A 26,337-nucleotide genomic window follows, 5' to 3' on the forward strand; every position below is an offset into this window, starting at 1 on the left:
GTAAGTTCCACCTTCCGGTGTTACTTCCGTTGTTGCCTGTTCGGGTTTCGTTCGGGTTGTATCCAGCGGAATTCGTAGCAGACAAGCGACGGTCGCGGACCACCACGCGACGCGCGTGAGGTGCTGGAAGGACGCATCTTGGCAGTCTCCACCCAGACCAAGGCAGTTGCCGGAATCCCCGGAGCCCCGTTGCGGGTGTCTTTCGCGAAGATCCGTGAACCCTTGGAGGTGCCCGGACTTCTCGATCTACAGACCGACTCATTTGCATGGTTGATCGGCTCGCCCTCGTGGCGTGAAAAAGCCGCGGCTCGCGGCGACGGCGGACTAACGGGCGGTCTGGAGGAGGTGCTCGAGGAGCTTTCGCCGATCGAGGACTTCTCCGGGTCGATGTCGCTTTCTTTCTCTGATCCTCGTTTCGAGGAGGTCAAGGCCTCCATCGACGAGTGCAAAGACAAGGACATGACCTACGCGGCGCCGTTGTTCGTGACCGCAGAGTTCATCAACAACAACACCGGTGAGATCAAGAGCCAGACGGTCTTCATGGGTGATTTCCCGATGATGACCGATAAGGGCACGTTCATCATCAACGGCACCGAGCGCGTCGTCGTTTCGCAGCTGGTGCGTTCGCCGGGTGTGTATTTCGATCACAGCGTCGACAAGGCCACGGAGAAGGATCTGCACAGTGTGCGGGTGATTCCGTCCCGTGGCGCTTGGCTGGAGTTCGATATCGATAAGCGCGACACCGTTGGCGTGCGTATCGACCGTAAGCGCCGGCAGCCGGTCACCGTGCTGCTCAAGGCGCTGGGTTGGACGAACGAGGAGATCGTCGAGCGTTTCGGCTTCTCCGAGATCATGATGTCGACCCTGGAGAAGGACAACACCGCCGGTCAGGACGAGGCGCTGCTGGACATCTACCGCAAGCTGCGTCCGGGCGAGCCGCCGACCAAGGAGTCCGCGCAGACCCTGCTGGAGAACCTGTTCTTCAAGGAGAAGCGCTACGACCTGGCGCGCGTCGGTCGCTACAAGATCAACAAGAAGCTCGGCATCCACCTCGGCGAGCCGATCACCGCATCGGTGCTCACCAAGGAAGACATCGTCACCACGATCGAGTACCTGGTGCGTCTGCACTCCGGTGATCGGGCGATGACCGCGCCGGGCGGCGAAGAGGTGCCGGTCGAGGTCGACGACATCGACCACTTCGGCAACCGTCGTCTGCGCACCGTCGGCGAGCTGATCCAGAACCAGATCCGGGTCGGCCTTTCCCGCATGGAGCGCGTGGTCCGCGAGCGGATGACCACCCAGGACGTCGAGGCCATCACGCCGCAGACCCTGATCAACATCCGTCCCGTCGTGGCCGCGATCAAGGAGTTCTTCGGAACCTCGCAGCTGTCGCAGTTCATGGACCAGAACAACCCGCTGTCGGGTCTGACCCACAAGCGTCGCCTCTCGGCGCTGGGCCCGGGTGGTCTGTCCCGTGAGCGCGCGGGTCTGGAAGTCCGCGACGTGCACACCTCGCACTACGGCCGCATGTGCCCGATCGAGACCCCGGAAGGCCCGAACATCGGCCTGATCGGTTCGCTGTCGGTGTACGCGCGGGTCAACCCGTTCGGCTTCATCGAGACGCCGTACCGCAAGGTGGTCGACGGCGTGGTCACCGATGAGGTCAAGTACCTCACCGCCGACGAAGAGGACCGCCACGTCCGTGCGCAGGCCAACTCGCCGGTCGACGTCGACGGCCGCTTCCTCGACGAGCGTGTGCTCTGCCGCCGGGGCAATGACGAGAACGAACTCGTCCCCGCCTCCGAGGTCGACTACATGGATGTTTCGCCGCGTCAGATGGTTTCGGTCGCGACCGCGATGATTCCGTTCCTCGAGCACGACGACGCCAACCGTGCCCTCATGGGTGCGAACATGCAGCGTCAGGCCGTGCCGCTGATCCGTTCCGAATCCCCGATCGTGGGTACCGGTATGGAGCTGCGCGCCGCGGTCGACGCCGGTGACGTCGTGGTGAACGAGAAGTCCGGTGTGGTGGAAGAGGTTTCGGCCGATTACGTCACCGTGATGGCCGACGACGGCACCCGCAAGAGCTACCGGATGCGCAAGTTCGCCCGCTCGAACCAGGGCACCTGCGCGAACCAGCGGCCGATCGTGGACGAGGGCCAGCGCGTCGAGACCGGTCAGGTGCTCGCCGATGGTCCCTGCACCGAGAACGGTGAGATGGCGCTCGGCAAGAACCTGCTCGTGGCGATCATGCCGTGGGAGGGCCACAACTACGAGGACGCGATCATCCTGTCGCAGCGCCTCGTGGAAGAGGACGTGCTCACCTCGATCCACATCGAGGAGCACGAAATCGACGCCCGCGACACCAAGCTCGGTGCCGAGGAGATCACCCGGGACATCCCGAACGTCTCCGACGAGGTCCTCGCGGACCTGGACGAGCGCGGCATCGTACGCATCGGCGCCGAGGTGCGCGACGGCGACATCCTGGTCGGCAAGGTCACCCCGAAGGGTGAGACCGAGCTGACCCCGGAGGAGCGGCTGCTGCGCGCGATCTTCGGTGAGAAGGCGCGCGAAGTGCGCGACACCTCGCTGAAGGTGCCACACGGTGAGTCCGGCAAGGTCATCGGCATCCGCGTGTTCTCGCGCGAGGACGACGACGATCTGCCTCCGGGCGTCAACGAGCTGGTCCGGGTGTACGTGGCGCAGAAGCGCAAGATCCAGGACGGCGACAAGCTGGCCGGTCGCCACGGCAACAAGGGTGTCATCGGCAAGATCCTCGCGACCGAGGACATGCCGTTCATGCCCGATGGCACCCCGGTGGACATCATCCTGAACACCCACGGTGTGCCGCGTCGTATGAACATCGGCCAGATCTTGGAGACCCACCTCGGGTGGATCGGCAAGGCTGGCTGGGATGTCGGCGCGGGTGCGGACGGTGGTTCCCGTCCGGACTGGGCCAAGGCACTGCCGGAGGAGATGCTGGCGGCTCCGGCCGAGTCCAACATCGCCACCCCGGTGTTCGACGGCGCTCGTGAAGAGGAGCTGACCGGCCTGCTCGCCTCGACCCTGCCGAACCGCGACGGTGAGCGCATGGTCGACGACAACGGCAAGGCGACGCTGTTCGACGGACGTTCCGGTGAGCCCTTCCCGTACCCGGTGGCCGTCGGCTACATGTACATCCTGAAGCTGCACCACCTGGTCGACGACAAGATCCACGCCCGTTCGACCGGTCCGTACTCGATGATCACCCAGCAGCCGCTCGGTGGTAAGGCGCAGTTCGGTGGTCAGCGCTTCGGTGAGATGGAGTGCTGGGCCATGCAGGCCTACGGCGCCGCCTACACGCTGCAGGAGCTGCTGACCATCAAGTCCGACGACGTGGTCGGTCGCGTGAAGGTGTACGAGGCGATCGTCAAGGGCGAGAACATTCCGGAGCCGGGCATTCCGGAGTCGTTCAAGGTGCTCCTCAAGGAGCTCCAGTCGCTGTGCCTCAACGTCGAGGTGCTGTCTTCGGACGGCGCGGCGATCGAGATGCGCGACGGCGATGATGAGGATCTGGAGCGCGCGGCCGCGAACCTGGGCATCAATCTGTCCAGGAACGAAGCCGCCACCGTCGACGATCTGGCGAACTAGGCGGTAGGGCCGGATGGCGTGCACGCCGACGACATCCGGCCTCCGCGCTCGACCAACTAGTGAACTTTTTGCTCGAATTCGACCCGAATAGGGGAAAGGAAGTTACGTGCTAGACGTCAACTTCTTCGATGAACTCCGGATCGGTCTGGCCACCGCCGAAGACATCCGCCAGTGGTCCTTCGGCGAGGTGAAAAAGCCGGAGACCATCAACTACCGCACGCTCAAGCCGGAGAAGGACGGCCTGTTCTGCGAGAAGATCTTCGGTCCCACCCGGGACTGGGAGTGCTACTGCGGTAAGTACAAGCGCGTCCGCTTCAAGGGCATCATCTGTGAGCGCTGTGGCGTCGAGGTGACTCGCGCCAAGGTGCGCCGTGAGCGGATGGGCCACATCGAGCTGGCCGCTCCGGTTACCCACATCTGGTACTTCAAGGGCGTGCCTTCGCGCCTCGGGTACCTGCTCGACCTGGCGCCGAAGGATCTGGAAAAGATCATCTACTTCGCCGCCTACGTCATTGTCGGCGTCGACGAGGAGCTGCGTCACAACGAGCTCTCCACGCTCGAGGCCGAGATGGAGGTCGAGAAGAAGGCGGTCGCCGATCAGCGCGACGCCGATCTCGAGGCCCGCGCCCAGAAGCTCGAGGCCGACCTGGCCGAGCTCGAGGCCGAGGGTGCCAAATCCGATGTCCGCCGCAAGGTCAAGGACGGCGGCGAGCGCGAAATGCGTCAGCTGCGCGACCGTGCCCAGCGCGAGCTGGACCGGCTCGACGAGATCTGGAGCACCTTCACCAAGCTGTCGGTCAAGCAGCTCATCGTCGATGAGGTGCTCTACCGCGAGCTGATCGACCGCTACGGCGAGTACTTCACCGGCGCCATGGGTGCGGAGTCCATCCAGAAGCTGATGGAGAACTTCGACATCGACGCCGAGGCCGAATCGCTGCGCGAGACCATCCGCAGCGGTAAGGGCCAGAAGAAGCTGCGCGCGCTCAAGCGGCTCAAGGTCGTCGCGGCCTTCCAGGCCAACGGCAACTCGCCCATGGGCATGGTGCTCGACGCCGTTCCGGTGATCCCGCCGGAGCTGCGCCCGATGGTTCAGCTCGACGGTGGCCGCTTCGCCACCTCCGACCTGAACGACCTGTACCGCCGCGTGATCAACCGCAACAACCGCCTCAAGCGACTGATCGATCTGGGCGCGCCCGAGATCATCGTCAACAACGAGAAGCGGATGCTGCAGGAGTCCGTGGACGCACTCTTCGACAACGGCCGCCGCGGCCGCCCGGTCACCGGACCGGGTAACCGCCCGCTGAAGTCGCTGAGCGATCTGCTCAAGGGTAAGCAGGGTCGTTTCCGTCAGAACCTGCTCGGTAAGCGCGTCGACTACTCGGGCCGTTCGGTCATCGTGGTCGGTCCGCAGCTGAAGCTGCACCAGTGCGGTCTGCCCAAGCTGATGGCGCTGGAGCTGTTCAAGCCGTTCGTGATGAAGCGTCTGGTCGATCTGAACCATGCGCAGAACATCAAGTCCGCCAAGCGGATGGTGGAGCGGCAGCGTCCCCAGGTGTGGGATGTCCTCGAAGAGGTCATCGCCGAACACCCGGTGCTGCTGAACCGTGCGCCCACCCTGCACCGCCTCGGCATCCAGGCCTTCGAGCCGCAGCTGGTGGAAGGTAAGGCCATCCAGCTGCACCCGCTGGTCTGTGAGGCGTTCAACGCCGACTTCGACGGTGACCAGATGGCCGTGCACCTGCCGCTGTCCGCGGAGGCGCAGGCCGAGGCCCGCATCCTGATGCTGTCCTCGAACAACATCCTCTCGCCTGCCTCGGGTCGCCCGCTGGCCATGCCGCGTCTGGACATGGTGACCGGTCTGTACTACCTGACCCGCCTGGAAGAGGGCGCGAAGGGCGAGTACCAGGCGGCCACCAAGGATGCACCGGAGCAGGGCGTGTACTCCTCGCCCGCCGAGGCGCAGATGGCGGTGGACCGCGGTGAGCTCACCGTGCGTTCGCTGATCAAGGTGCGCCTCACCGACCAGCGCCCGCCGAAGGCTGTCGAGGCGGAGCTGTTCCCGGATGGCTGGAACCGCGGCGACGCGTGGATCGCCGAGACCACCCTTGGTCGCGTGCTGTTCAACGAGCTGCTCCCGGCGGACTACGCGTTCATCAACGAGCAGATGCCGAAGAAGCGTCAGGCAACGATCATCAACGATCTGGCCGAGCGCTACCCGATGATCGTGGTCGCGCAGACCGTCGACAAGCTCAAGGACGCGGGCTTCTACTGGGCCACCCGTTCCGGCGTGACGGTCTCGATGTCGGACGTGCTCGTTCCGCCGGAGAAGACCGAGATCATGGAGCGCTACGAGGCGCAGTCCGATCAGATCGAGAAGAAGTACCAGCGTGGTGCTCTCGACCACCAGGAGCGCAACAACGCCCTGGTCAAGATCTGGCAGGAAGCGACCGAAGAGGTCGGTAAGGCGCTGCGTGCGCACTACCCGGCCGACAACCCGATCATCACGATCGTCGACTCGGGCGCGACCGGTAACTTCACCCAGACTCGTACCCTCGCCGGTATGAAGGGCCTGGTTACCAACCCGAAGGGTGAGTTCATCCCGCGGCCGATCAAGTCCTCCTTCCGTGAGGGCCTGACGGTGCTGGAGTACTTCATCAACACCCACGGTGCTCGTAAGGGTCTGGCCGACACCGCGCTTCGTACCGCGGACTCGGGTTACCTGACCCGTCGTCTGGTGGACGTCTCGCAGGATGTCATCGTGCGCGAGCACGACTGCGCCACCGAGCGCGGCATCGTGGTGCCGATCGCCGAGAGGCAGCCCGACGGCTCGCTCATCCGGGACGCGCACGTGGAGACCTCCGCGTACGCCCGGACGCTCGCCTCGGACGCGGTGGACACCAAGGGCAACGTTGTCGTGGCGAAGGGCGCCGACCTCGGCGACCCGGCCATCGAGGCGCTGCTCGACGCCGGTATCACCGAGGTGAAGGTCCGCTCCGTGCTGACCTGTACCACCGGCACCGGCGTGTGCGCGACCTGCTACGGCCGCTCCATGGCGACCGGCAAGCTGGTCGACATCGGTGAGGCCGTCGGTATCGTCGCCGCGCAGTCCATCGGTGAGCCCGGTACCCAGCTGACCATGCGTACCTTCCACCAGGGTGGTGTCGCGGGTGACGACATCACCGGCGGTCTGCCCCGTGTGCAGGAGCTCTTCGAGGCTCGTGTGCCCAAGGGCAAGGCGCCGATCGCTGAGGTCTCGGGTCGGGTGCGGCTCGAGGACGACGATCGCTTCTACAAGATCACCATCATCCCGGATGACGGTGGCGAAGAGGTTGTCTACGACAAGCTCTCGAAGCGTCAGCGTCTGCGTGTGTTCAAGCACGACGACGGCACCGAGCGTCTGCTCTCCGACGGTGACCACGTCGAGGTCGGCCAGCAGCTGCTGGAAGGCGCGGCGGATCCGCACGAGGTGCTGCGTGTGATGGGCCCCCGTCAGGTGCAGATCCATCTGGTCCACGAGGTCCAAGAGGTCTACCGCTCGCAGGGTGTGTCGATCCACGACAAGCACATCGAGGTCATCGTGCGCCAGATGCTGCGTCGCGTGACGATCATCGATTCCGGTGCCACGGAGTTCCTGCCCGGTTCGCTCACCGAGCGTTCCGAGTTCGAGGCCTCCAACCGTCGCGTCGTCGCCGAGGGCAATGAGCCCGCGGCCGGTCGCCCGGTGCTGATGGGTATCACGAAGGCGTCGCTCGCGACCGATTCGTGGCTGTCGGCGGCATCCTTCCAGGAGACCACGCGAGTCCTGACCGACGCGGCCATCAACTGCCGCTCGGACAAGCTCATCGGTCTGAAGGAAAACGTGATCATCGGCAAGCTGATCCCGGCCGGTACCGGTATCAACCGCTACCGCAACATCCAGGTCCAGCCGACCGAAGAGGCTCGTGCCGCGGCGTACGCGGTGCCGTCCTACGACGACACCTACTACTCGCCGGACAGCTTCGGCGCCACCACCGGTGCCGCGGTCCCGCTCGACGATTACGGTTTCAGCGACTACCGGTAGTCGGTAATTGGCAATCGCCCCGCTCCAACAGGAGCGGGGCGATTCTCGTTTCACGGTATTGTCAAAGTGTGAGCGTGGCGTACGACCACTACCCAGAACTGCATCGTCTCGTCGAGCAACTCCGACCAGAGGTTGCGCCCGCAGCGCGTGAAGCGCTGCTGCGATTGGTTGAGGGTGGCGCAAGCGATCGGCTCGCCGCACTGCCGTCCTTCGACGGCCCAGAAGACCTTAGTGAGCGGATGGATACCGAACTCTTTGAGGCCCAGTGAAACTGATCGTCGATGCTAATGTCCTGGTCGCAGTGATGAATCGGCGGGATAGACGGCACGCTGAGATGAGTGCGCTCCTGGTAGGTCGGACTGATGAGCTGGTTGTCCTCCGTATGTAGTGGCTGAGGTCACCTACTTGATGCAGAAGTACGCCAGTGCACAGGCCGAAATCCAGTTCATGGAAGCCGTGCGGGACGGAGTCTTCCGTGAGGAGTTCGATGCCGCGGACACGCTGCGGATTATCGAGCTGATGAAGCAGTTCGCGAGCTTTCCACTGGGCGCTGCGGACGCTTCTCTGATTGCGGTTGCCGAGCGACTCGGAATACGGGAAATCGCTAATGCGGACAACCACTTTCGTGCGGTGAATACCGCCGGACTAGATTTCATCAATGTTCTGCCGTAGATGATGACCGGCGGTCAGCCGGCAGATTTCTAGCGATCCTGATGACGCACTCGGGGACAGGTTTTGCCTGCGATGTGGCATTTCTCCTCGAAGCCAGCCGGTAGCCAGTTACCTGACTGCAACAGGGGATGGCTCGGGAACTGGGTGTGGGCCGCAAGTGCGAAAATCAGTACGGCCCATGGGCTTTGGACCTGCAGTAGATGTGGATTGCCGTTTCGGTCCGGATAGCGGCAGACCATTCGGTCGGGACCGGGCATATCCACCACTTCCAGACCGGCCCAGTGCACCGAGAACGAATGATCCGCGTTGTAGCAGTACATCCGTCGGTCCGAAACCATTACTGTCCCAGGGCGTTCGGCTACCCAGCGCGGGCGCAGTCCGGCCTCGGCCTGGCGGCGGCGCGAGCGGTTCGCCATAGCATTGCCGAGATGGGCGGCGGCCACAAAGGATAACGATCCGACTGCGGTCACACTGTTGTGATTCCAGGTACCGTCCCCGACCGCGCGCCACTGAAACCAGACGGCAGGCCCCTCTGCCAGAGGGATTTCGGCGGGTTCGGTTCGGACCATGGTCGCCCGGGGCGGCAGTTCGGAGAGTCGGTCGTGCAGTAGGAAGTCGATGACACCACAGGTGTACAGCAGATGGTCGTCGGCCGTGGACCAACCCACCTGCTGCGCGATGATCCGGTCGATATCGGCGGTCGGGTCGTACATCGGCCCCTACCGTCCGATCGGCCGCAGACACATCGGCTTTCCCTCAGTTCTTCGCGCCAACGTCGTCATGCAATATCCAATCGCGATAGATATGCCACCGTTGTCAATTGTGCCCAAGGGGAGCCGATCGCGCGATCATCCGCCGTCTGCACGAGTGCGCGAAAAGATTCGTAGGCTGGAAGGGCCCGAAATGCCGAGCCTGGCCGCCGACCTCGAGACGGGACTACACCCATGACGTACGGACAACAGCCCGGCTATGGCTATCCTCCAGCGCAGCCGCAGTTCGAGCCACCGGCGCATCTGGGCTTCGCGCTCGTCGCGACGATTATCGGCACGCTGACCTGTCTGGTGGGGACGGCGCTCGGGCTGGTCGCGATCGTCTTCGGCGCGCAAGTGCACTCGAAGTGGATCGCGGGCGACGTCGCGGGAGCGACGGACGCGTCGAGGAAGGCGCGAGGCTGGGCGATCGGGGCCATGGTCGCGAATGTGGTGTGCGTAGTACTCGCGGTCGGCTACCTGGCCGTCACGCTCACCCGATCGTCTTCCTACTGATCCATGGTGGACAACCGCTGTCCTGCCGGGGTATGAAATTAGAACACGTTTCAGTTCGGTGGGAGATGCGATGGATGACGCGGCTATGGGCGATCTGGTGATGGCCGGATTTCAGAAGCTGGGATTTATCCAGTTCACCGGCATCGAAGGAGTGGAGTTCAGCTCGGGCCGCAATGTTGTGACGATCGCGCCGAAGCCCGAACATCTCAACCACAATGGTGATCTGCATGCCGCGGTGCTGTTCGGGCTAGCCGAGACCGCGGCGATGGGTGCGTCGATCTCGGGCATTGTCGATCTCATGGGTGAGACGTTCATCGTCGCCCGTGGCGGCCGGATCGAATACCTCGCGCGGGCCAAGGGGGAGGCGGGTCCATTCCTCGCGACCTCCGAGTTGACCGCCGAAACCTTGGAACAAGTGCGCGCCGATATCGCGGCGCGCGCCGATGTCGAACTCGAGGTGCCAGTGGAAATCACTGACAACACTGGCAAGCCTGTTGCCGCATCGGCATTCACGGCGGTCATTCGGCCACGTCGGAAGTGACCGATTGCCCGGGGTCGGGAGGGCGACCCGAACGCGCGCCCTCCCGTAAACCACGTCAGCGCTCGCTGTCGAGCAGCGCCATCTGCGCGGCCGCATAACGCTCGCCCGCGATCTGATCGGCCGGCACTGCGGCTTCGATGGTTGCCAGTTCGTCGGCGCTGAGCTGGATATCCACGGCTCCAAGGGATTCCGTCCAGCGCTGGCGAGTGCGTGCGCCGAGGATCGGCACGATATCCGCGCCCCTGGTCAGCACCCAGGCAATGGCCAATTGCGCGACCGAAACATCCTTCTCCGCAGCGATTTTCGCGAGAGCGTCGACCAATTTCAGGTTCTGGTCGAGATTTTCACCCTGGAAGCGCGGGCTGTGCGCGCGGAAGTCGGTCGGCGCGAAGGTCGCGCCCGGACGAACCGAATCGCTGAGCAGACCACGTGACAGCACTCCGTAGGCGGTGACGCCGATGCCGAGTTCCCTTACCGTGGGCAGGATTTCGGCCTCGATACTCCGGGAGATCAGCGAGTATTCGATCTGCAGATCCGCGATCGGATGCACGGCGGCGGCCCGACGGATGGTTTCGACGCCGACCTCGGACAGGCCGATGTGGCGGATATAACCCGCCTCGACGAGTTCGGCCATGGCGCCGATCGTCTCCTCGATCGCGACATTCGGGTCCAAGCGCGCGGGGCGGTAGACGTCGATGTAGTCCACGCCGAGGCGCTGCAGGCTGTAGGTGAGGAAGTTGCGCAGCGCGACGGGGCGACTATCGGTGCCGCCCCACGTGCCACCCGGCCCGCGCAGTGCGCCGAACTTCACGCTCAGCACCATGTCCTCGCGGGGACGCTCGGCAATCGCCTTGCCGATCAGCATCTCATTGTGACCGGCGCCATAGAAGTCGCCGGTATCGATGAGGTTGGCGCCGGAGTCCAGTGCGGCGTGGATGGTGGCAATCGATTCGGCGTCGTCGGCGGCCCCGTACATGCCGGACATGCCCATGGCGCCGAGTCCGATGCGGCTGACCGCTGGTCCGGTATTGCCGAGCTTGCTGGTGAGCTTCGATGTCGTCATAGGACCAGCTTGGCCGCTGTGCACGCGTGGCGGCAGAGATCGCTTATCGGGGGATCGGCGATCCCTGGCTGACTCGCGCGTATTGCGGGAAAGTATTGCTATGGACCGATCCGAACTGGCCGATTTCCTGCGCCGGCGTCGCGAACAGTTGACGCCCGCGGACGTCGGACTGCCACCGGGGGTGCGCCGGCGCACCCCCGGTTTGCGCAGGGACGAGGTTGCCATGCTGGCGGGCATGTCCACCGACTACTACACCCGTCTCGAGCAGTCCCGCGGCCCGCGCCCATCCACCCAGGTGCTGGCGTCGCTGGCGCGGGCGCTGCGCTTCAGCAATGACGAGCGCGACCACCTGTATCACCTGTGCGACCACGCCCCGCCCGGAGGTGAGTCCGCCGACAAACACGTCGGTCCCGGGATCATGCATGTGCTCGCGAAACTGGACGACACCGCGGCCACGGTCATTACTGACCTCGGCGAGGTATTGGTGCAGAACCGAATGCACACCCTGCTCGTCGGCGACCACGCGAGTCGGCGCGGCTGGGACCGGTTCTATGCCTGGCGCTGGTTCACCGATCCGCAGTCGCGCTCGATCTTCCCGGAGGACGACTGGGAGCGGTTGGGGCGCAATCACGTCGCGGATCTGCGCGCCACCGCGGCGCGCCGATCCGGCGATGCCGACGTCACCGAATACGTGAGCCGATTGCGTACCGCGAGTGCGGAATTCGAGCAGTTGTGGCACGAACACGAAGTGGCGGTGCGGACTTCGGATATCAAGCGGATCCTGCATCCGGAGGTCGGCGCGATCGATACGGTCTGCGAAACCCTGCTCACCCCGAACGCGGCACAGCGCCTACTGGTCTATATGCCGCGTCCGGGCACCGATGCCGCGGAGAAGCTGGATCTATTGCGCGTCATCGGGACGCAGCGCCTGCTACCGCACGACGATATCGGCTCGCTCAGGGATTGAGATCGAAGTAATCCATCGCCGCCTGAACGGCCGGTTCACCACCACCCGCGGACAGACCGGCGAACGCGCCGATGGTCCCGCCGACCACGGTCATGACCGGGACGGTGACGAAGTCGAAGACGAAAAGGCCGAGCGGGAAACCGAGGACGAATCCGATAGCGGCACCGATGGCGGCACCCGTCAACACCTGCGGCATGGACTTCTCGACCTGATCGAAAAAGCGCTCCTCGGTGCTCACCTCCCGCACCGGGTCATCGGTCGTGCTGATCGGTGTGAGTGCGAGCCGGGTACCCGCCTCATCGATGGTCGGCACCAGATCGATCCGATGCCCGGCGATCTTCACTACGGTTGGCAGTGCGGCGACCACCTGTCCGTTCGGATCGGTCAGCGAGATGACCTTGTTGTCGCGGACCAGGTCCCAGCGGCCCTCCGAAATGGTCGTCACCACGGCGTGTCGGTTCTGCGTCGCCGCGACGTGGTAGCCGAGGTGCTGGAAGATGCCCTGCAGATCGAGTGGTACGTCGGCGGTCGAATTAGGCGCGGGCACTGCGGGTTCGGCATGTACGACGCTGGTGCCTATCGTGGTGGCCGCGAGCGCAAGCAGTGCCGTCGCGGTGATTCTGGAGATCCTCATCCTGCTCTTTCATCCGACCACCGGCGTGGAATGTCCGGTTTGCTCCGGACGAAGATACCGTTTCGTGATCGAATGTTGAAGGGTTTCCTCCCCGATACCAGGTGAGTCCCGATTGTTTTGTGGTGCTTCGTATTCAGGTCCTGGCCGAACCCATGCGCCGCTTGCGCGGCTTCAGATGCAGACCGGGCAGCGGCGGGGCGGGAATGCGCTGTTGCGGTGTGTGGCCCGCGATATCGGCGAAACGTTCGACAACATGCTTTTCCCAATCGTTTCGGGCCTCGACGATGTCTTCATGGCTGCGGCCGACGAAGTTCCACCACATCACCAGTTCTTCGCCGAATGGCTCGCCGCCGATGAGCGCGAAATGCGCGCCCTCGGTGCTCGTCAGCGGCAACTCGTCGCGGCCGGCGCCCAGGTAGAGCAGTGGGCCCGCGGCGATTTCGGTGCCATCGACGGTGACATTGCCCTCGACCACCATGAGCGCGTGCTCGAAATCGGGATCCAGGGCAATGGTGGTGTCGACGCCCGGTTCGATCCGCACATCCGCGCCGACGATCGGCGTGTACACCTTGGCAGGCGAGGTGAGTCCGGCGAACGTGCCGATCAGCACGATGGCTCGCACTCCGGGAGCCTCGTAGACCGGCAGGTCACGATGCTGTTCGAAGTGTGGATCAATCCCGAGGCTATTGCCGGGCAACGCGATCCACAGTTGTAGGCCGTGCCCGGCTTGCGCCCCCGCGACGCCGTATTCGGAATGCGCGATGCCGCGTCCGGAGGTCATCAGATTCAGCTGTCCCGGCTCGATCTCCACATCGGAGCCGACCGAATCGCGGTGGCGGATACGGCCGTCGAACGGCCAAGTCACCGTCTGCAATCCGATATGCGGATGCGGATCGATATCCGGTGACGCACCCGTCTTGGTGACCGTGGGCGAGCCGAAGTGATCGAGAAAGCACCAGGCGCCGACGGTCGGCAGATCACGTTGCGGCAGTACACGTTCCACGTAAACGCCGCGCACACCGCCGAGCGGGACCTCGCGCGCCGGATAGATCTCCGCGACCGGACCGCAACCGGGTGTCGCCTCGCAGACCGCTTCGTCCGGATGCGGATCCAGGTCACTCATGCCTTCGCCTCGCTGGCGCTCGGCTCCGGCATGACCGACCTTGTCGCTGTGCTGATGGTTCGCTCGCTGCGCTCACTCACGTGCCTGCACCTCGCTGGCGCTGGGTTCCGGCATGACCGACCTTGTCGCTGTGCTGATGGTTCGCTCGCTCATCGGGTGATGCCCTTGCCGACCACGTGCTCGTCGTACTGCGGATGCTTCTCCAGATAGGCCTTGATGAACGGGCACAGCGGTCGGATCACCCGGTCGCGGGCGACCGCATCCTCCACCGCGTTCTTGGCCAGAACGGTGCCGAGGCCCTTGCCGGAAAACGCGCCATCGATCTCGGTGTGGATGAACACCGTCTCGTCGTCGCGCTCCTCGTACTCGGCGAATCCAGCCAGTTCGCCGCCGTAGAAGACCTCGTAGCGCTGCTTCTCGTCGTTGCGAACGACCTTGCTCTCGGGCGTCGATTCGGTCATGGTCGACTTCTCCTTCGTCGGGCGTACCGGGTGCTTACTCAGGATCGATACGCGGTTGAACGCACCGATCGTGGTGGCGACCCAGAGGATCGCCGAGACCTGCTCATCCGATAAATGCTCCCGCGCCCGAGCGTACTCACGATCCATCGTGGCCTCGTCCGGCAGCGTGGTGGTGAGTTCGGCAAGTGCCAGCGCGGCCCGCTCGTGCGGCGCGTACAGCTCGGTGCGCCGCCACGCGGACAGTACGGCGAGTTCGCGCTCGGTGGCGCCGGCCGCGATGGCGGCGCGATGGTGCACGTCCAGGCAGTAGGCGCAGCCGTTGATCTGGGAGATGCGTACGTTGATCAATTCGATGAGCCTGCGGTCGAGTCCGGCCTCGGCTCCGGCGGCGCGGACCGCGCTGGCCACGGTGTTCAGCGCGCGAAACGCCTCGGGTGTCTGCTTGTCGATGAACACGCGTCTGCCGGATGACTCCATGCTCCGGATAGTAGAGCAGCACGGACCCGGACTGCGGTCCGGATGCCGTGCTGCGCTGGGCTCTGTGAGATCAGGTGACCTCGTGGAACCGTCGGAGGTGGAACGGCTCGATCAGGATCTCGTCCAATATTGCCGCCGCTTCCTTCAGATGCGGGGTTTCGAAATGCGTCGCAAGTGCCGCCTCATCGACCCACTCCTCGAGCAGCACGACCCGACTCGGATCGCTCGGGTGCAGATACAGCTCGTAGGCGATACAGCCCGCCTCGGCAAGTGTCGGCGCAACCAAATCCTCGAGCGTCTCGCGCAGTTCGGTCTCGTGACCGGGCTTGGCGGCGAACCGGACATTGAGCGTCAGAGTGGACACCGATGACTCCTGATTCGGCTGACCGGTCATTCCCGGCCGACGGCGGTGAAAGACATATCCGCGTACCGGTCTCCGGCCACCTTGTCGGCGATCGGGTCCAGCACGGCCAATTCCTCGGCGGTGAGCGAAATGGTCGCTGCGGCGACATTCTCGGCGAGCCGGATGCGGCTGCGGGTGCCCGGAATCGGGACCACCGTGAGTCCGTGCACGCCCGCCTGGGCATGCACCCACGCCAATGCCACCTGCGCGAGGGAGATTCCGCGCTCGTCCGCGATGGCGCGCAGCGGGGCGAGCAATTCGACGTTGTGTGCGGCGTTATCGCCCGAGTAGCGCGGCTGTGTTTTCCGGAAGTCCTTGTCGTCGGCCAACTCGCCTGCCGCGGCGAAGGATCCGGTGAGGAATCCGCGACCGAGCGGCGAGTACGGCACGAATGTCACGCCGAGTTCGGCGGCGGTGGGTGCCGCACTGCGCTCGGCATCCCTGGAGAACAGCGACCATTCGGACTGCACGGCCGCGATCGGATGCACCGCATGGGCCGCGCGCAGTTCGTTGCCGGTCACTTCCGACAGGCCGAGCGCCCGAACCTTGCCCTGCGCCACGAGCTCGGCCATCGCGCCGACCGATTCCTCGATCGGGACCGCGGGATCGCGGCGGTGTAGGTAGTACAGATCGATGGTGTCGATGCCGAGGCGGCGCAGGCTGGCATCGACCGCGCTGCTGATGTATTCGGGCGAGTTGTCGATGCCGCGGTAGGTGGGGTCGTCGGCCTTGCGGACGATGCCGAACTTGGTGGCGAGGACCACCTCGTCGCGGTTGGCGCGCACGAAGTCGCTGAGGAATTCCTCGTTGTGACCCGAGCCGTACATATCGGCGGTATCGAACAGCGTGACGCCGAGTTCCAGTGCGCGATCCAGGGTCGCCCGCGATTCGGTGAGGTCCGACGGGCCGTAGAAATCGCTTATTCCCATGCAGCCCAGGCCTTGTACACCCACTTGGATCCCGCTGGCGCCCAATGCTGCAGTCGGAAGTGAACTCATATTTTGATCCCTTTGCATGGTTTCGTGAGTGCGGCCGGTTTGACGGCGGCGGTTTTGCCCTCGTACAGGTCGATCTTGTAATCGAGCACGGCCAGGGTCTGATGGAGTTCGTCGATCTTGGCGAGCACCTCCGCGCGGGTATTGCGGAACATCTGCAGCCGCTCGGGCACGGTGGATTCGCCCTCCCGCACCAATTCGGCATAGCGGACCATGTCCGCCACCGACATCCCGGTGGTGCGCAACCTGCCGATCAAGGCCAACCACTCCAGATCGCGATTGCTGAACCGCCGCTTTCCGGCGTGATCGCGCCCGATGTAATTCATCAGCCCGATCCGCTCGTACCATCGCAGCGTGTCGCGACTCAGTCCCGACCGATCCGCTGCCTCGCCGATCGAATACTGCGGCTTCTCCCGATCCCCATCGACTTGCTCGTCACCGACGACCTGATCTACGGCTCCACCCACTGCACTCGCCCTTCTCGATGAACAAAACCGACGTTAATGACCTGGAGCGCACTCCAAGCAAGCCCTAATTCTGCCGAACATCGGTTGTGCTTGCCGCCGGGCCCGCATCTTGCGTGGGACACTGGAGCCGACCAGGGGTGGGGACGAGTTCACAACCAACTTGCCGTGTCCGTTGACGATTCGGCTCGATCTACTGGGGTAGCGAACGGACGCTGTCCTCGCCGCGCATCCAATGCGCGACGATGACTAACGGGCCGCTGTGGACTCAGTCGCGTTTGGGCAGCTCCTGCACGGCCCATTTGTTGCCGTCAGGGTCGGCGAAGAAGGTGAACAGGCCCCAACCCATATCCTTCACGGGCGTCGCCTCCACACCTGCCGCGACCAACTGCTGGTACGCCCCCTCGGCGCTCGCGACAACCACCTGCATGCCTTCGACGCTGCCCGGTGCGGCGTCGGTGATGCCTTCGCCGATACAGATGGAGCAGCCGGAGCCGGGTGGGGTCAGCTGGACGAAGCGCAGGCTCTCGTTGACGCGGTGGTCGTGGTCGGCATTGAAGCCGATCTTGGTGTAGAAGTCCTTGGCGCGGTCCACATCGGTCACCGGAATCGCGACCAGTTCGATTTTCCAATCCATCTGCTGAGCATCGCATCGGCTCGACGGCGAGAACGGGTTTTCGCACCTACTCTGGTGACATGCCAGGTAAGGACATCGACCGGATCAGAGCCCGCTCGGCTTGGGCCACGGTCCGGGAAAGCCCCGTGATCACCGCCATCGCGGTGGCGCCGTTCGTGCTGGCGCTCGGCGTCGTGTGGTGGCTGCTCGGCGGATTCGCCGCGTTCGTGCTGCTCGTCGTCCTGGGCGTCGTCGTGGTCGTCGGCGGCAAACTACTGCACTGATCGCACCCGCGCTCAGCGCGGAATATGGAATCGCACCAGATCGCCGGTGCCCTCGTCCACCTGCGCCCACGGCCGGTCGAATTCGAGTACCGCGAGCGCCGAGGTGGGGAACTTCCGGCTGAGCTCGATCGCCGGATCGGAGTCGCGATTGCTCGCCAACTCCCATGCCGTCCAAGGCATTCCGGGCGCATGCCCGATGACCAGCAGCGTCGTGACATCGTCATCGCTGAGCTGGACCAGTTCGATGAGCGTGCGCGGCGACGCCTCGTAGATGCCCGCCTCATAGACCACCGGCGCGGTGACTCCGGTGGCGGCGAGCGTTTCCCGCGTGCGCGTGGCGGTCGAGCAGCGTACCGCATCGATCGGCGGCTGGGTCTGGCGTAACCACTGACCGGCAAGTCCGGCCTCGCGCTGACCACGTGGAGCGAGCGGGCGCTCGTGATCGGAGATACCGTCGGGATAGGACGACTTACCGTGCCGCATGAGGATCAGAGTCCGCACCATGGAGATACCGTAAGCCCTCCGGAGAAGAGGCCTCGAACACACTCGAGGCAAACTGAAAGCGGCATCACAATCACGGCGCCTCATGGGACACCCCCGCCGGCACCGTGACGATGACGCTCCCGACCACTCCCGACCCCCTTGGGTGGCTATAGCCCAGGTACATTTTCGAGGATCTGCACAATATGGCCTACGTAATCACGCAGCGTTGTTGCAACGACGCCAGCTGCGTCACTGAGTGCCCGGTCGATTGCATCCGTCCCACCCCGGACCAGCCGGAATTCGCGACGACCGAGATGCTCTACATCGACCCCGACACCTGTATCGACTGCGGTGCCTGCGTTGACGCGTGCCCGGTGGAGGCCATCTTCTCCGAGGATGATCTGACCGCGTCGCTGGCCAGGTTCCGCGACATCAACGCCGCCTACTTCCAACGGCATCCACTCGAATCGAACTTCGATCCGATCGTCACGCCCGCGCGTCCGCCCAAGGAACTCGGCACGCTCCGCGTCGCGATCATCGGCGCGGGACCGGCGGCCTGTTACGCGGCCGACGAACTGCTGCGCCGCTGCGATGTCGAGGTCGAGATGTTCGATCGGCTGCCCACGCCGTGGGGTCTGGTGCGCGCGGGCGTCGCTCCCGACCACCCGGGCACCAAGACGGTCTCCGGGCTGTTCGAGTCGGCTTTCCGGCGCGAGGCGCTGCAGTTCTACCTCAATGTCGAGGTCGGCTCGCACATCACCCATGAGGAACTGCTCGCCCACCACCACGCGGTCATTTACGCGGTGGGCGCGTCCTCCGACCGGCGACTGGGTGTGCCGGGCGAGGATCTGCCGGGCAGCCATTCGGCGACCGAATTCGTCGCCTGGTACAACGGCCATCCGGACTACGCGGATCGCAAGTTCGACCTGTCCGGTGAGCGCGCGGTGATCGTCGGCAACGGCAATGTCGCCCTCGATGTCGCGCGCGTGCTGACGGTGGACCCGGACGAACTCGCCAAGACCGATATCGCCGACCATGCCCTGGATGCGCTGCGCGGCAGCAATATCCGTGAGGTCGTCGTGCTCGGTCGGCGCGGTCCGCTGCAGGCGGCCTACACCTCGCCGGAGTTCCTGGCGCTGACGCATCTGAAGGGCGTCGACGTCATCGTCGAGGAGGCCGACCTGACGCTCGACCCGGGCAGCCAGGCGCTGCTGGACCATCCCGAGGTCGAGCCGTCGCTGGAGCTGAAGTACACCCTCGCCAAGGAATACGCGTCAGGGCGTCGTGATCCGGCCAACAAGCGGATCGTCTTCCGCTATCTGGTCTCGCCGACGGCACTGCACGGTGCCGATCACGTCGAGTCGGTCGAGTTCGCGCACAACGAATTGGTCAGCGAGAACGGCCAATTGCTGGCGCGCACAACCGATCGCAGCGAGACCCTGGACACCGGACTGATTTTGCGTTCGATCGGCTACAAGGGCGAAGCGATCAAGGATCTCCCCTTCGACGAGCGCCGCGCCGTGGTCCCCAATGAGCACGGCCGTGTCATCGGCGAGGACGGTGTTCCGGTGCCCGGTGTCTATGTGAGCGGCTGGATCAAGCGCGGTCCGCGCGGTGTCATCGGCTCCAACCGAATCGACTCCGAGGAGACCGTCGAGCAGCTCCTCGCCGACTTCACCACGGGCAAACTCGGTGCGCCACAGGCCGATCGGGCCGCGCTCAAGGCGCTGCTCGGCCAGCGGCAGGCCGATCTGGTCGACCGTGAGGGCTGGAAGGCGATCGATACGGCGGAGAAGTCCGCGGGTAAGGCATCGGGCCGTCCGCGGGTGAAGTTCACTACCCGTGAGGATCTGCTCAAGGCCGCACGCGGCTGAACAGGCCACCGGCTCCGTTCCCAGTGAACGGAGCCGGTTTTTCTTTGCCGGTTTATCTCTACAGAGGCATGATGCGCACAACGGTCGTGGTGGTACCGCCGACCACGAACCACAACCGCAGCACCGGTCGCCCGGAGCGATCGCCCGGTTCGTAGCGGCTGCGCACGGTGACGTGCTGACGTGCCAGCACCGGCGCGACGTACTCGATCACCGCGCGATGCGGTCCGGCGACCAGCTTGGGGTATTCGACCAGGAACTGTTCCACCGCCTGCCAGTAACAGGCATTGTTGACGTGGTTGTACTGGTCGATATCGGTGGCCCGCACCGGGAACGGCATATCGGTATCCGATTCCGGCGGGGTGGCGTCGGTGAGATAGGGCCGCCAGCGCAGACGGTGCTCATTGGTGGTCTGCGCCAGATAGGCCAAGCCCTCGTCGCTGATCCTGGCGGGCATATTGTTGGATTCGCTGATATTGATCCAGAAGCCCTCGGTCTCGATCAATCCGCCGTTCGCGCTGGTGATGCGCACTCGCATATTCGTCCAGCGGGTGGACATGCTCGAACACCACCGCAGCAGCCGCACCTGGTCGGGCCACAGGATCGGCCGGATGACGTCGATCACCGTACGACGCACGATCCAGCTCGGATCGGTCGTATGCAGGTTCGTCTGTTGCAGTTGCTCCCAGGCGATGTCCTGCAGATAACGTGCGACGGCGTCGAACCGCAAGCGGTTGTACGGATCTACATCGCCCGCCCGCATGGGCCACGCCGACGCAAACCCCATGCCCTCCTGGGGAAGCGGGGCGAGTGGCTGATCGAGTGACACTGGTGCTCCTCGCGCTGCACGGTGTGCCGCGTTCTCTTACGCTGCTGTTCTGAGACGACTTTACGGGGCGTACGTCACACACTCGCGCCGAGCCGCCTCTACTCACACACGTCGGTCCCGCCGGGCGGGATGGGGCGATGATGGAAGCACCGCGCAGCGATTCGACGAAGGGGATTGGCAGGGTGACGGGTGTGCACAACTCCGACCTACCGCCGAAACTCGGCAAACCCGCCGAACGAGCCCTGGCCGCCGCCGGAATCCACCGCCTGGCCGACTTGACCACCTGGACCGAACGCGACCTCGCCGCCTTACACGGTGTCGGCCCCACCGCGATCACCAAGCTCCGCGCCGCCCTCGCCGAACGCAACCAAACCTTCGCCTGAGCGCTGCGCCTCGGGCGACGATCGGCGATCGCGCCGGTACTATCCCGAGAGGACCGAGGGGAGGGCCGGGGTTGAAACCACTGGGGCCGCACGATCCGCGCCGGGCAGGCCGCCATCGCTTGATCGCCGTAATCGGGCAGGGCGCGATGGGACGAGTGCTGCTCGGCCGATCGCCGGACGGACGTCTCGTCGCAGTCAAAATGATCCACCGCCACCTCGCCCAGAACCCGGAATTCCGCGCCCGCTTCCGACTGGAAGTCCAGGCATCACAGCGCGTCACCGGCGCATACACGGCCGCGGTCATGGATGCCGACCCCGACGCCGCCGAACCCTGGCTGGCCTCGGTGTTCGTACCGGGACCTTCGCTGCGCGCCGCCGTCGACCAATCCGGCCCGATGCCATTGGGCGGACTCCGTTTGCTCACAGCGGGACTGGCCTCGGCGCTCATGGAGATCCACCGCGCGGGCATGGTGCACCGCGACCTCAAACCGACCAATGTACTGCTCGCGGAGGATGGTCCGCGGGTCATCGACTTCGGTATTGCGCGGGCGTTGGAGGGGGATATCCAGCTCACTAGCACGGGCTCGGTGGTTGGTTCGCCCGCATTCATGTCGCCAGAGCAGGCCGAAGGTCATCAGTTGACGACTGCCAGCGATGTGTTTTCGGTCGGTGCGATGTTGGTGCTGGCCGCGACCGGCGAGAGCCCTTTCCTTGGTGCGTCCACTCCGCAAACTCTGTACAACGTCGTCCACAATCGAGCGGATACCACCCGAGTCCCACCTGTCCTGCGCGGTGTGGTGGAAGCATGTCTCGACAAGAATCCGGCGTATCGGCCGACGCCGCCACAGCTGCTGCAATCGGTCGAGGCGATCACGGCACGTGCGGGCTGGGCAGCGGCCGTGCGACAGCAGATTGCGCATGATCGTTCCGATGCGGAGCGGTGGGTCGCGTTGGACGGACGGGTCCCGGAGTCGGCCAAGCGACGCGGCGGCCGGGTCCGATGGGTGGCGGCCGCCGCGGTCGCGACGCTGGTCGCCGCGGGCGGTGCGAGCGCGGTCCTGCTGACTCACGGTGAATCCGTGCCACCGGATCCGCTGGCGAACCGGAAGCTGGAGCTGAGTGATGAGCAGCTGCGGCTGGTCGACACATGCAAACTGCTCAGTTCCGACGTTCTCGGTTCACTCGGTACTCCGGACTCGACATTTGCTTTGAGATCCACGACATGTGCAATGGGTCTACGCCAGACCAACGGTAGGCAGACAACAGTAACGCTGTATGCCGGAACCGATGTGCCCGCAACGGAATACAAGGACAGCGGAGTGACCGTCGCGGGTCGGCCGATACTCGATTCGACGTTTCACTCCAGCGTTGTCAACCTGTGTGGGCGCGCGGCGTTGTTGCGGCAAAGTCCACGTATCGGAATCGAAGTGAACGTGAAGGGTAGCGATACCGAATCGTGCGAGCTGGCGATGAGCGCACTGAAGGCCGTTATCGCCCGACTCGCCTCGAATCCGCCCTTGGTGTCGCTACCGCGGCAGTCCGCGATTCGAATGGACCCCTGTACCGCAGTCGATCAGTCGGTCGTGGACTCTTCGCTGGGTGCGGGTGTCAAGGCGGCTCCCGTCGACGTGCACAAATGTAAGTGGTCGGGTGCCGAGGCGGATGTCACCGTCGAGCTCACCGAGACCAAGCGGGTCGACACCGGGGAATCGAAGTTCACCAATCTCAGACTTAACGGCGGCCAGCTCGGGCCGCTGGATGTCTCGCGTTCCACCGATGACAAAGGAGAATGCGTGACGTACCACATGGTCCGATCGACACTCGAGAATCGGGGGGAGATGGTAATTGTGACAGTCCATCCAAAATCGACGATCGCGTCCGATAACGCTTGTGCGCCTTCCGATCCGATTCTGATGTCGGTGCTGAACCGATTGCGTGCCACCTGATGGTCGAGCGTTTGGATTCCGATCAGCCCGCTCGGATCGGACGGTATCGCCTACTCGGACAACTGGGCGCCGGGGGAATGGGGCGTGTATTCCTTGGAATAGGCCCCGACGGCCGGCCGGTCGCGATCAAGCAGGTACATCCGCATCTGGTCGAGGAAGACGACTTCCTGCCGCGTTTTCGCCGTGAGGTGCAGACCTCCGCGCGTGTCTCCGGGGCATTCACCGCCGCTGTCGTCGACTTCGATGTCGACTCCGAGATGCCCTGGCTTGCCTCGGTTTTCGTACCGGGGCTGCCACTGGACAAAGCGGTGGCGCAGTTCGGTCCGCTCCCGGTCGATCAGGTGCGGTTTCTCGCAGTCGGTTTGGCTTCGGCGCTGACGGCGATCCATCGAATCGGGCTCATACACCGAGACCTGAAGCCCGCCAACATCATCCTCGCGCAGGACGGACCGAGGGTTATCGACTTCGGTATCGCGCGAGCGGTCGAGGGCCGATCCGAGCTGACGCAAACAGGCTCGATCATCGGGTCGCCGGCGTTCATGTCGCCGGAGCAGGCACAGTCGATGCCTCTGACGCCGGCTAGCGACGTCTTCGCCTTCGGGGCCGTCATCGCGATGGCCGCTGGTGGCAAGAGCCCATTCGCCGGGGCATCGATGCCGCACACCCTGTACAACATCGTGCACACTGATCCGGACCTGACCGGGCTTCCCTCGCAGATCCGGCAGTTGGTCGAGCCGTGCCTGCGTAAGGAGCCGGGGGCACGTCCGACGACGGCGCAGATCCTGGATTACCTCGGACCGATGCCGCAGGCGCCGAATCCGTGGTCCTCCGCTGTCCACGGCGCAATTCGGCAGCAGGCCGCAGAGTTATCGGCGTTGACATCCGATCCGGAATCGACGCAGATCGTCGGGGTGCCATCCGCTGGCACGGAGCCGACGTCGATGCGTGAGGAGGAGACCTTCGAGCAGCGACTCCGTCGATTGGAAGTCAACTCGTGGGACGCGAGTTCGAAGCGGGACAAGCGATCGCTGGTGATTGCGGCTTTGGTCGCGTTGGTGCTGCTGATCGGTACCGGAATCGGGGTTGGGGTCATGCGCTCTGGCGATGGTCCGGCGAATCCTGCTGGTGCGACTGAGAATCCGCTCAGTGCGATGAACCTGACGCAACTGCGGCTGGTCGATCTGTGTGGCTTGATGAACAAACCGTTTACCGCAGTAGGTGAGTGGAAGGCAGCACCCTATCCCTTGCAGTGGGGCTCCTGCACTGCCAAGGGCGCGAATTACAACGTTGAGCTGTGGAAGAGGTCGACAGCCGCCTACCAAGAAAGCGGAAAAAGGATTGATGGCGTTCCGGTGCTCGAAGACCGTACGAACCTGGGGCACGACTGCACACGGGGTTTGGTGCCCGCGAAAATGGAGCCGCAGTTCGGTCTGTTCGTTCAGGTGAATACCTCGGACTCGGCCGCCAAGGCAGGAATGTGCGAAGCCGCGGAGTCGGCCATGGCCGAGGTGATCGCTCGGCTGCGGTCGTCGTCATTTCAGCTGCTGAACGTTCAGGGCTCGTTGGCGCGACTCGATGCCTGCGCGCTGGTTTCGCCGACTGCCATCAAGTTCAACGTCGGCGCGCCTTCGCAGGGGGTTGCGAATGACGTGTACAGCTGCAAATGGACAGCGACCAATGTCTTGACCTTGAAACTGGATCGGGCAGCCAGGCCTGATCTCACATCGGGATTGAAACAGATCGATGTCGAAGGGCTCGTCGGCTATCGGCCTGTCGATGACCCCCAACGTGGGGAGTGTTCGGCCCAATATGCGCACCGCACTATTGATCAGGGTCTCGCGGAGGTCGTGACAGTGCGGGTTTCGAATCAGACGGTCGACCCGGAGCGACTCTGCACAGCTGCGGCGGCGGTTCTGAAGAATGTTGTGTCGAATCTGCCGCCTCGGTGAACGTATCAGCGGGCTTGGGAGGGATTGGCGTGCGTCGCTTGATGTTCGGCTCGTTTGTGGCTTTTCTCGTCATCGTCGCGGTGACGGCATGTGGTCAGGCGGTTCGAGGGTCCGCGCTGCCCGGCGAACCGGATGTTCGAAAGCTGGATGCTGGTCAATACCCGGTCCGGCAGTCCCGCCTGGTAGACCAACTGGATCAGCAGGACTATGCGTTGCTGGAGGCAGTGCGCATGTCCGGCTCGGTATTGAACCCCTATGAGGTCGACTCCAAATACGGGCAAGGCGCTATCGCAGGCCCAGTGCTCACTACACAGGCCATGACGCGATACCTGGTCCCCCCGGTCGAGGCCGTCCTGCAGAAGTACGGTATGGTGCTGGGATTCGTCTCCTCCGCTTCGGATAAGTCGACGCCGCTTGCGAACGCTCGTGACTCATCGAAGGACCGCGAGGGCCTGTTTGTGGCGGTATCGCGCTTTCCCGACGAACGGTCGGCCACATCGGCCGCTACGGAGATGAACGACGCTGATTTCTCGTGGAACCCCGACAATGTCGCGGTGCAGCTGCCTCGATACGCGCAAGCCAAGGCGCACTGGCGGCCATCGGTGCCGACCCTGGGCAGCACTACACCGCACGGTGTATTCGTCATCAGCATCCTGGCGGAGCAGCGCGACACCAATATTCAAGCGCTGGTTGAGATGACGCAGAAGTATCTCGACGCCGAGACGAAGGCGCTGGACGGTTTCACATCGACCCCGCGCGACAAATTCAACACCCTGCGGCAGGACCCTGATCGGCTACTCGTTCGAACCCTGCACGCGGACATGGTGGTTCAGCGTCCGAGCTCGGGCGACCTCAACTACACCAGGCGCGGCTTCTTGAACAAGACGTCGCGTTCGTCATTCGTCGCGTTCGTGACGAACCAGGCCGGTCGGCACCAGATCATGACCGAAGCACAAGTCGATCGCGTAGCGGTGTCGGCTTTGTCGACTGTGTACCGGACCAATAGCGTTGCGGCAGCGCACAAGTTCGTCAGCGACTATCCGAGGATCGATGCCGAAGGCTTTCGGCGCGATTACGATCCGCCCCTGAATGTTGGGGATTCGTACTGCTACGAGGATCTTCGGGCTGGCCTGTCCCCGGTGAATGAGTCCGTCCAGTTTTAGGGTCCTTGTTGGCCCTGGTTGGGGCTGGAAGGGACACTGAAGGACATGGCAGGACGGA

Annotated in this window: 23 protein-coding genes and 1 pseudogene; 13 read left to right on the top strand and 11 right to left on the bottom strand. The window is 64.2% G+C overall.

Annotated features, from left to right (window positions below; all coding sequences use genetic code 11):
• The first annotated feature begins 120 nt into the window (after nt 1-120).
• The 4 genes and pseudogenes from ACIBI6_RS27925 to ACIBI6_RS27940 all read left to right on the top strand — a co-directional run.
• Nucleotides 121-3,630 (top strand): DNA-directed RNA polymerase subunit beta, encoded by a 3,510-nt coding sequence (locus ACIBI6_RS27925; protein WP_396958322.1) that lies wholly within the window; start codon nt 121-123, stop codon nt 3,628-3,630.
• A gap of 106 nt (nt 3,631-3,736) precedes the next feature.
• Entirely contained in the window at nt 3,737-7,690 is a 3,954-nt protein-coding gene (locus ACIBI6_RS27930; protein ID WP_364358081.1) for a DNA-directed RNA polymerase subunit beta', read from the top strand.
• A 68-nt stretch (nt 7,691-7,758) separates the two neighbouring features.
• Nucleotides 7,759-7,959, top strand: a complete 201-nt coding sequence (locus ACIBI6_RS27935) for a hypothetical protein (protein ID WP_364358084.1) — start codon at nt 7,759-7,761, stop codon at nt 7,957-7,959.
• A 115-nt stretch (nt 7,960-8,074) separates the two neighbouring features.
• A pseudogene (locus ACIBI6_RS27940) lies at nt 8,075-8,362 on the top strand (type II toxin-antitoxin system VapC family toxin); the annotation flags it as partial.
• A gap of 29 nt (nt 8,363-8,391) precedes the next feature.
• Here ACIBI6_RS27940 and ACIBI6_RS27945 read toward each other — a convergent pair.
• Nucleotides 8,392-9,075 (bottom strand): hypothetical protein, encoded by a 684-nt coding sequence (locus ACIBI6_RS27945; protein WP_396958323.1) that lies wholly within the window; start codon nt 9,073-9,075, stop codon nt 8,392-8,394.
• 231 nt (nt 9,076-9,306) lie between these two features.
• Here ACIBI6_RS27945 and ACIBI6_RS27950 point away from each other — a divergent pair, with 231 nt between their 5' ends.
• Both ACIBI6_RS27950 and ACIBI6_RS27955 read left to right on the top strand, forming a co-directional pair.
• Nucleotides 9,307-9,627, top strand: coding sequence for a CD225/dispanin family protein (locus ACIBI6_RS27950; protein WP_364358093.1), 321 nt, complete (start codon nt 9,307-9,309; stop codon nt 9,625-9,627).
• A 70-nt stretch (nt 9,628-9,697) separates the two neighbouring features.
• Nucleotides 9,698-10,168, top strand: coding sequence for a PaaI family thioesterase (locus ACIBI6_RS27955; protein ID WP_396958324.1), 471 nt, complete (start codon nt 9,698-9,700; stop codon nt 10,166-10,168).
• A gap of 55 nt (nt 10,169-10,223) precedes the next feature.
• Here the strand turns inward: ACIBI6_RS27955 and ACIBI6_RS27960 are convergent, their stop codons facing one another.
• Nucleotides 10,224-11,231: an aldo/keto reductase gene (locus tag ACIBI6_RS27960; protein WP_364358099.1), complete on the bottom strand. Its 1,008-nt coding sequence runs from the start codon at nt 11,229-11,231 to the stop codon at nt 10,224-10,226.
• Nucleotides 11,232-11,331: 100 nt separating this feature from the next.
• Here ACIBI6_RS27960 and ACIBI6_RS27965 point away from each other — a divergent pair, with 100 nt between their 5' ends.
• Nucleotides 11,332-12,198, top strand: a complete 867-nt coding sequence (locus ACIBI6_RS27965; RefSeq protein WP_364358102.1) for a helix-turn-helix transcriptional regulator — start codon at nt 11,332-11,334, stop codon at nt 12,196-12,198.
• Here the strand turns inward: ACIBI6_RS27965 and ACIBI6_RS27970 are convergent.
• The 7 genes from ACIBI6_RS27970 to ACIBI6_RS28000 all read right to left on the bottom strand — a co-directional run bounded on the left by ACIBI6_RS27970 (nt 12,188) and on the right by ACIBI6_RS28000 (nt 17,392).
• Nucleotides 12,188-12,832: a hypothetical protein gene (locus ACIBI6_RS27970; protein ID WP_364358105.1), complete on the bottom strand. Its 645-nt coding sequence runs from the start codon at nt 12,830-12,832 to the stop codon at nt 12,188-12,190. The two genes, ACIBI6_RS27965 and ACIBI6_RS27970, sit on opposite strands and share 11 nt — an antisense overlap.
• A gap of 133 nt (nt 12,833-12,965) precedes the next feature.
• A complete protein-coding gene (locus tag ACIBI6_RS27975; protein WP_364358108.1) occupies nt 12,966-13,955 on the bottom strand; it encodes a pirin family protein in 990 nt (329 codons plus the stop codon).
• 149 nt (nt 13,956-14,104) lie between these two features.
• Nucleotides 14,105-14,893: a GNAT family N-acetyltransferase gene (locus tag ACIBI6_RS27980; protein WP_396958325.1), complete on the bottom strand. Its 789-nt coding sequence runs from the start codon at nt 14,891-14,893 to the stop codon at nt 14,105-14,107.
• Between the two features lie 70 nt (nt 14,894-14,963).
• The gene (locus ACIBI6_RS27985) at nt 14,964-15,257 is read right to left on the bottom strand and encodes a putative quinol monooxygenase (protein WP_364358111.1); all 294 of its coding nucleotides are present in this window, start codon (nt 15,255-15,257) and stop codon (nt 14,964-14,966) included.
• A gap of 26 nt (nt 15,258-15,283) precedes the next feature.
• On the bottom strand, nt 15,284-16,294 hold the full coding sequence (locus ACIBI6_RS27990; RefSeq protein WP_396958326.1) for an aldo/keto reductase: 1,011 nt from the start codon (nt 16,292-16,294) through the stop codon (nt 15,284-15,286).
• Nucleotides 16,291-16,758 (bottom strand): MerR family transcriptional regulator, encoded by a 468-nt coding sequence (locus ACIBI6_RS27995; protein ID WP_396958327.1) that lies wholly within the window; start codon nt 16,756-16,758, stop codon nt 16,291-16,293. The genes ACIBI6_RS27990 and ACIBI6_RS27995 overlap by 4 nt, the downstream gene beginning before the upstream one ends.
• 265 nt (nt 16,759-17,023) lie before the next feature.
• Nucleotides 17,024-17,392, bottom strand: coding sequence for a VOC family protein (locus ACIBI6_RS28000; protein ID WP_364358120.1), 369 nt, complete (start codon nt 17,390-17,392; stop codon nt 17,024-17,026).
• Nucleotides 17,393-17,451: 59 nt separating this feature from the next.
• Between ACIBI6_RS28000 and ACIBI6_RS28005 the strand changes: the two genes are divergently transcribed.
• Entirely contained in the window at nt 17,452-17,655 is a 204-nt protein-coding gene (locus tag ACIBI6_RS28005) for a hypothetical protein (protein WP_364358123.1), read from the top strand.
• A 12-nt stretch (nt 17,656-17,667) separates the two neighbouring features.
• Here ACIBI6_RS28005 and ACIBI6_RS28010 read toward each other — a convergent pair whose 3' ends face one another.
• Nucleotides 17,668-18,159: a histidine phosphatase family protein gene (locus ACIBI6_RS28010; RefSeq protein WP_364358126.1), complete on the bottom strand. Its 492-nt coding sequence runs from the start codon at nt 18,157-18,159 to the stop codon at nt 17,668-17,670.
• A gap of 182 nt (nt 18,160-18,341) precedes the next feature.
• Here ACIBI6_RS28010 and ACIBI6_RS28015 point away from each other — a divergent pair, with 182 nt between their 5' ends.
• A complete protein-coding gene (locus ACIBI6_RS28015; RefSeq protein ID WP_396958328.1) occupies nt 18,342-20,012 on the top strand; it encodes an FAD-dependent oxidoreductase in 1,671 nt (556 codons plus the stop codon).
• A gap of 58 nt (nt 20,013-20,070) precedes the next feature.
• Here ACIBI6_RS28015 and ACIBI6_RS28020 read toward each other — a convergent pair whose 3' ends face one another.
• Nucleotides 20,071-20,838, bottom strand: coding sequence for an acyl-ACP thioesterase domain-containing protein (locus tag ACIBI6_RS28020; RefSeq protein WP_364358132.1), 768 nt, complete (start codon nt 20,836-20,838; stop codon nt 20,071-20,073).
• A gap of 137 nt (nt 20,839-20,975) precedes the next feature.
• On the opposite strand from ACIBI6_RS28020, the gene ACIBI6_RS28025 reads away from it, so the two are divergent.
• The 4 genes from ACIBI6_RS28025 to ACIBI6_RS28040 all read left to right on the top strand — a co-directional run bounded on the left by ACIBI6_RS28025 (nt 20,976) and on the right by ACIBI6_RS28040 (nt 26,279).
• A complete protein-coding gene (locus tag ACIBI6_RS28025; protein WP_396958329.1) occupies nt 20,976-21,221 on the top strand; it encodes a hypothetical protein in 246 nt (81 codons plus the stop codon).
• A 71-nt stretch (nt 21,222-21,292) separates the two neighbouring features.
• On the top strand, nt 21,293-23,167 hold the full coding sequence (locus tag ACIBI6_RS28030) for a serine/threonine-protein kinase (protein ID WP_396958330.1): 1,875 nt from the start codon (nt 21,293-21,295) through the stop codon (nt 23,165-23,167).
• Nucleotides 23,167-25,116, top strand: a complete 1,950-nt coding sequence (locus ACIBI6_RS28035) for a serine/threonine-protein kinase (protein ID WP_396958331.1) — start codon at nt 23,167-23,169, stop codon at nt 25,114-25,116. The genes ACIBI6_RS28030 and ACIBI6_RS28035 overlap by 1 nt, the downstream gene beginning before the upstream one ends.
• Nucleotides 25,117-25,484: 368 nt before the next feature.
• Nucleotides 25,485-26,279 (top strand): hypothetical protein, encoded by a 795-nt coding sequence (locus ACIBI6_RS28040; protein WP_396958332.1) that lies wholly within the window; start codon nt 25,485-25,487, stop codon nt 26,277-26,279.
• The last annotated feature ends 58 nt before the right edge of the window (nt 26,280-26,337 follow it).

Origin of the sequence: Nocardia sp. NPDC050412, from assembly GCF_044458825.1 — a bacterium.
Classification (GTDB): domain Bacteria; phylum Actinomycetota; class Actinomycetes; order Mycobacteriales; family Mycobacteriaceae; genus Nocardia.

Coding starts and splice junctions, on each gene's coding strand:
- ACIBI6_RS27945 (WP_396958323.1), bottom strand. CDS start 9,075: ATGTACGACCCGACCGCCGATATCGACCGGATCATCGCGCAGCAGGTG.
- ACIBI6_RS27950 (WP_364358093.1), top strand. CDS start 9,307: ATGACGTACGGACAACAGCCCGGCTATGGCTATCCTCCAGCGCAGCCG.
- ACIBI6_RS27955 (WP_396958324.1), top strand. CDS start 9,698: ATGGATGACGCGGCTATGGGCGATCTGGTGATGGCCGGATTTCAGAAG.
- ACIBI6_RS27960 (WP_364358099.1), bottom strand. CDS start 11,231: ATGACGACATCGAAGCTCACCAGCAAGCTCGGCAATACCGGACCAGCG.
- ACIBI6_RS27965 (WP_364358102.1), top strand. CDS start 11,332: ATGGACCGATCCGAACTGGCCGATTTCCTGCGCCGGCGTCGCGAACAG.
- ACIBI6_RS27970 (WP_364358105.1), bottom strand. CDS start 12,832: ATGAGGATCTCCAGAATCACCGCGACGGCACTGCTTGCGCTCGCGGCC.
- ACIBI6_RS27975 (WP_364358108.1), bottom strand. CDS start 13,955: ATGAGTGACCTGGATCCGCATCCGGACGAAGCGGTCTGCGAGGCGACA.
- ACIBI6_RS27980 (WP_396958325.1), bottom strand. CDS start 14,893: ATGGAGTCATCCGGCAGACGCGTGTTCATCGACAAGCAGACACCCGAG.
- ACIBI6_RS27990 (WP_396958326.1), bottom strand. CDS start 16,294: ATGAGTTCACTTCCGACTGCAGCATTGGGCGCCAGCGGGATCCAAGTG.
- ACIBI6_RS28000 (WP_364358120.1), bottom strand. CDS start 17,392: ATGGATTGGAAAATCGAACTGGTCGCGATTCCGGTGACCGATGTGGAC.
- ACIBI6_RS28005 (WP_364358123.1), top strand. CDS start 17,452: ATGCCAGGTAAGGACATCGACCGGATCAGAGCCCGCTCGGCTTGGGCC.
- ACIBI6_RS28010 (WP_364358126.1), bottom strand. CDS start 18,159: ATGGTGCGGACTCTGATCCTCATGCGGCACGGTAAGTCGTCCTATCCC.
- ACIBI6_RS28015 (WP_396958328.1), top strand. CDS start 18,342: ATGGCCTACGTAATCACGCAGCGTTGTTGCAACGACGCCAGCTGCGTC.
- ACIBI6_RS28025 (WP_396958329.1), top strand. CDS start 20,976: ATGATGGAAGCACCGCGCAGCGATTCGACGAAGGGGATTGGCAGGGTG.
- ACIBI6_RS28035 (WP_396958331.1), top strand. CDS start 23,167: ATGGTCGAGCGTTTGGATTCCGATCAGCCCGCTCGGATCGGACGGTAT.
- ACIBI6_RS28040 (WP_396958332.1), top strand. CDS start 25,485: ATGGTGCTGGGATTCGTCTCCTCCGCTTCGGATAAGTCGACGCCGCTT.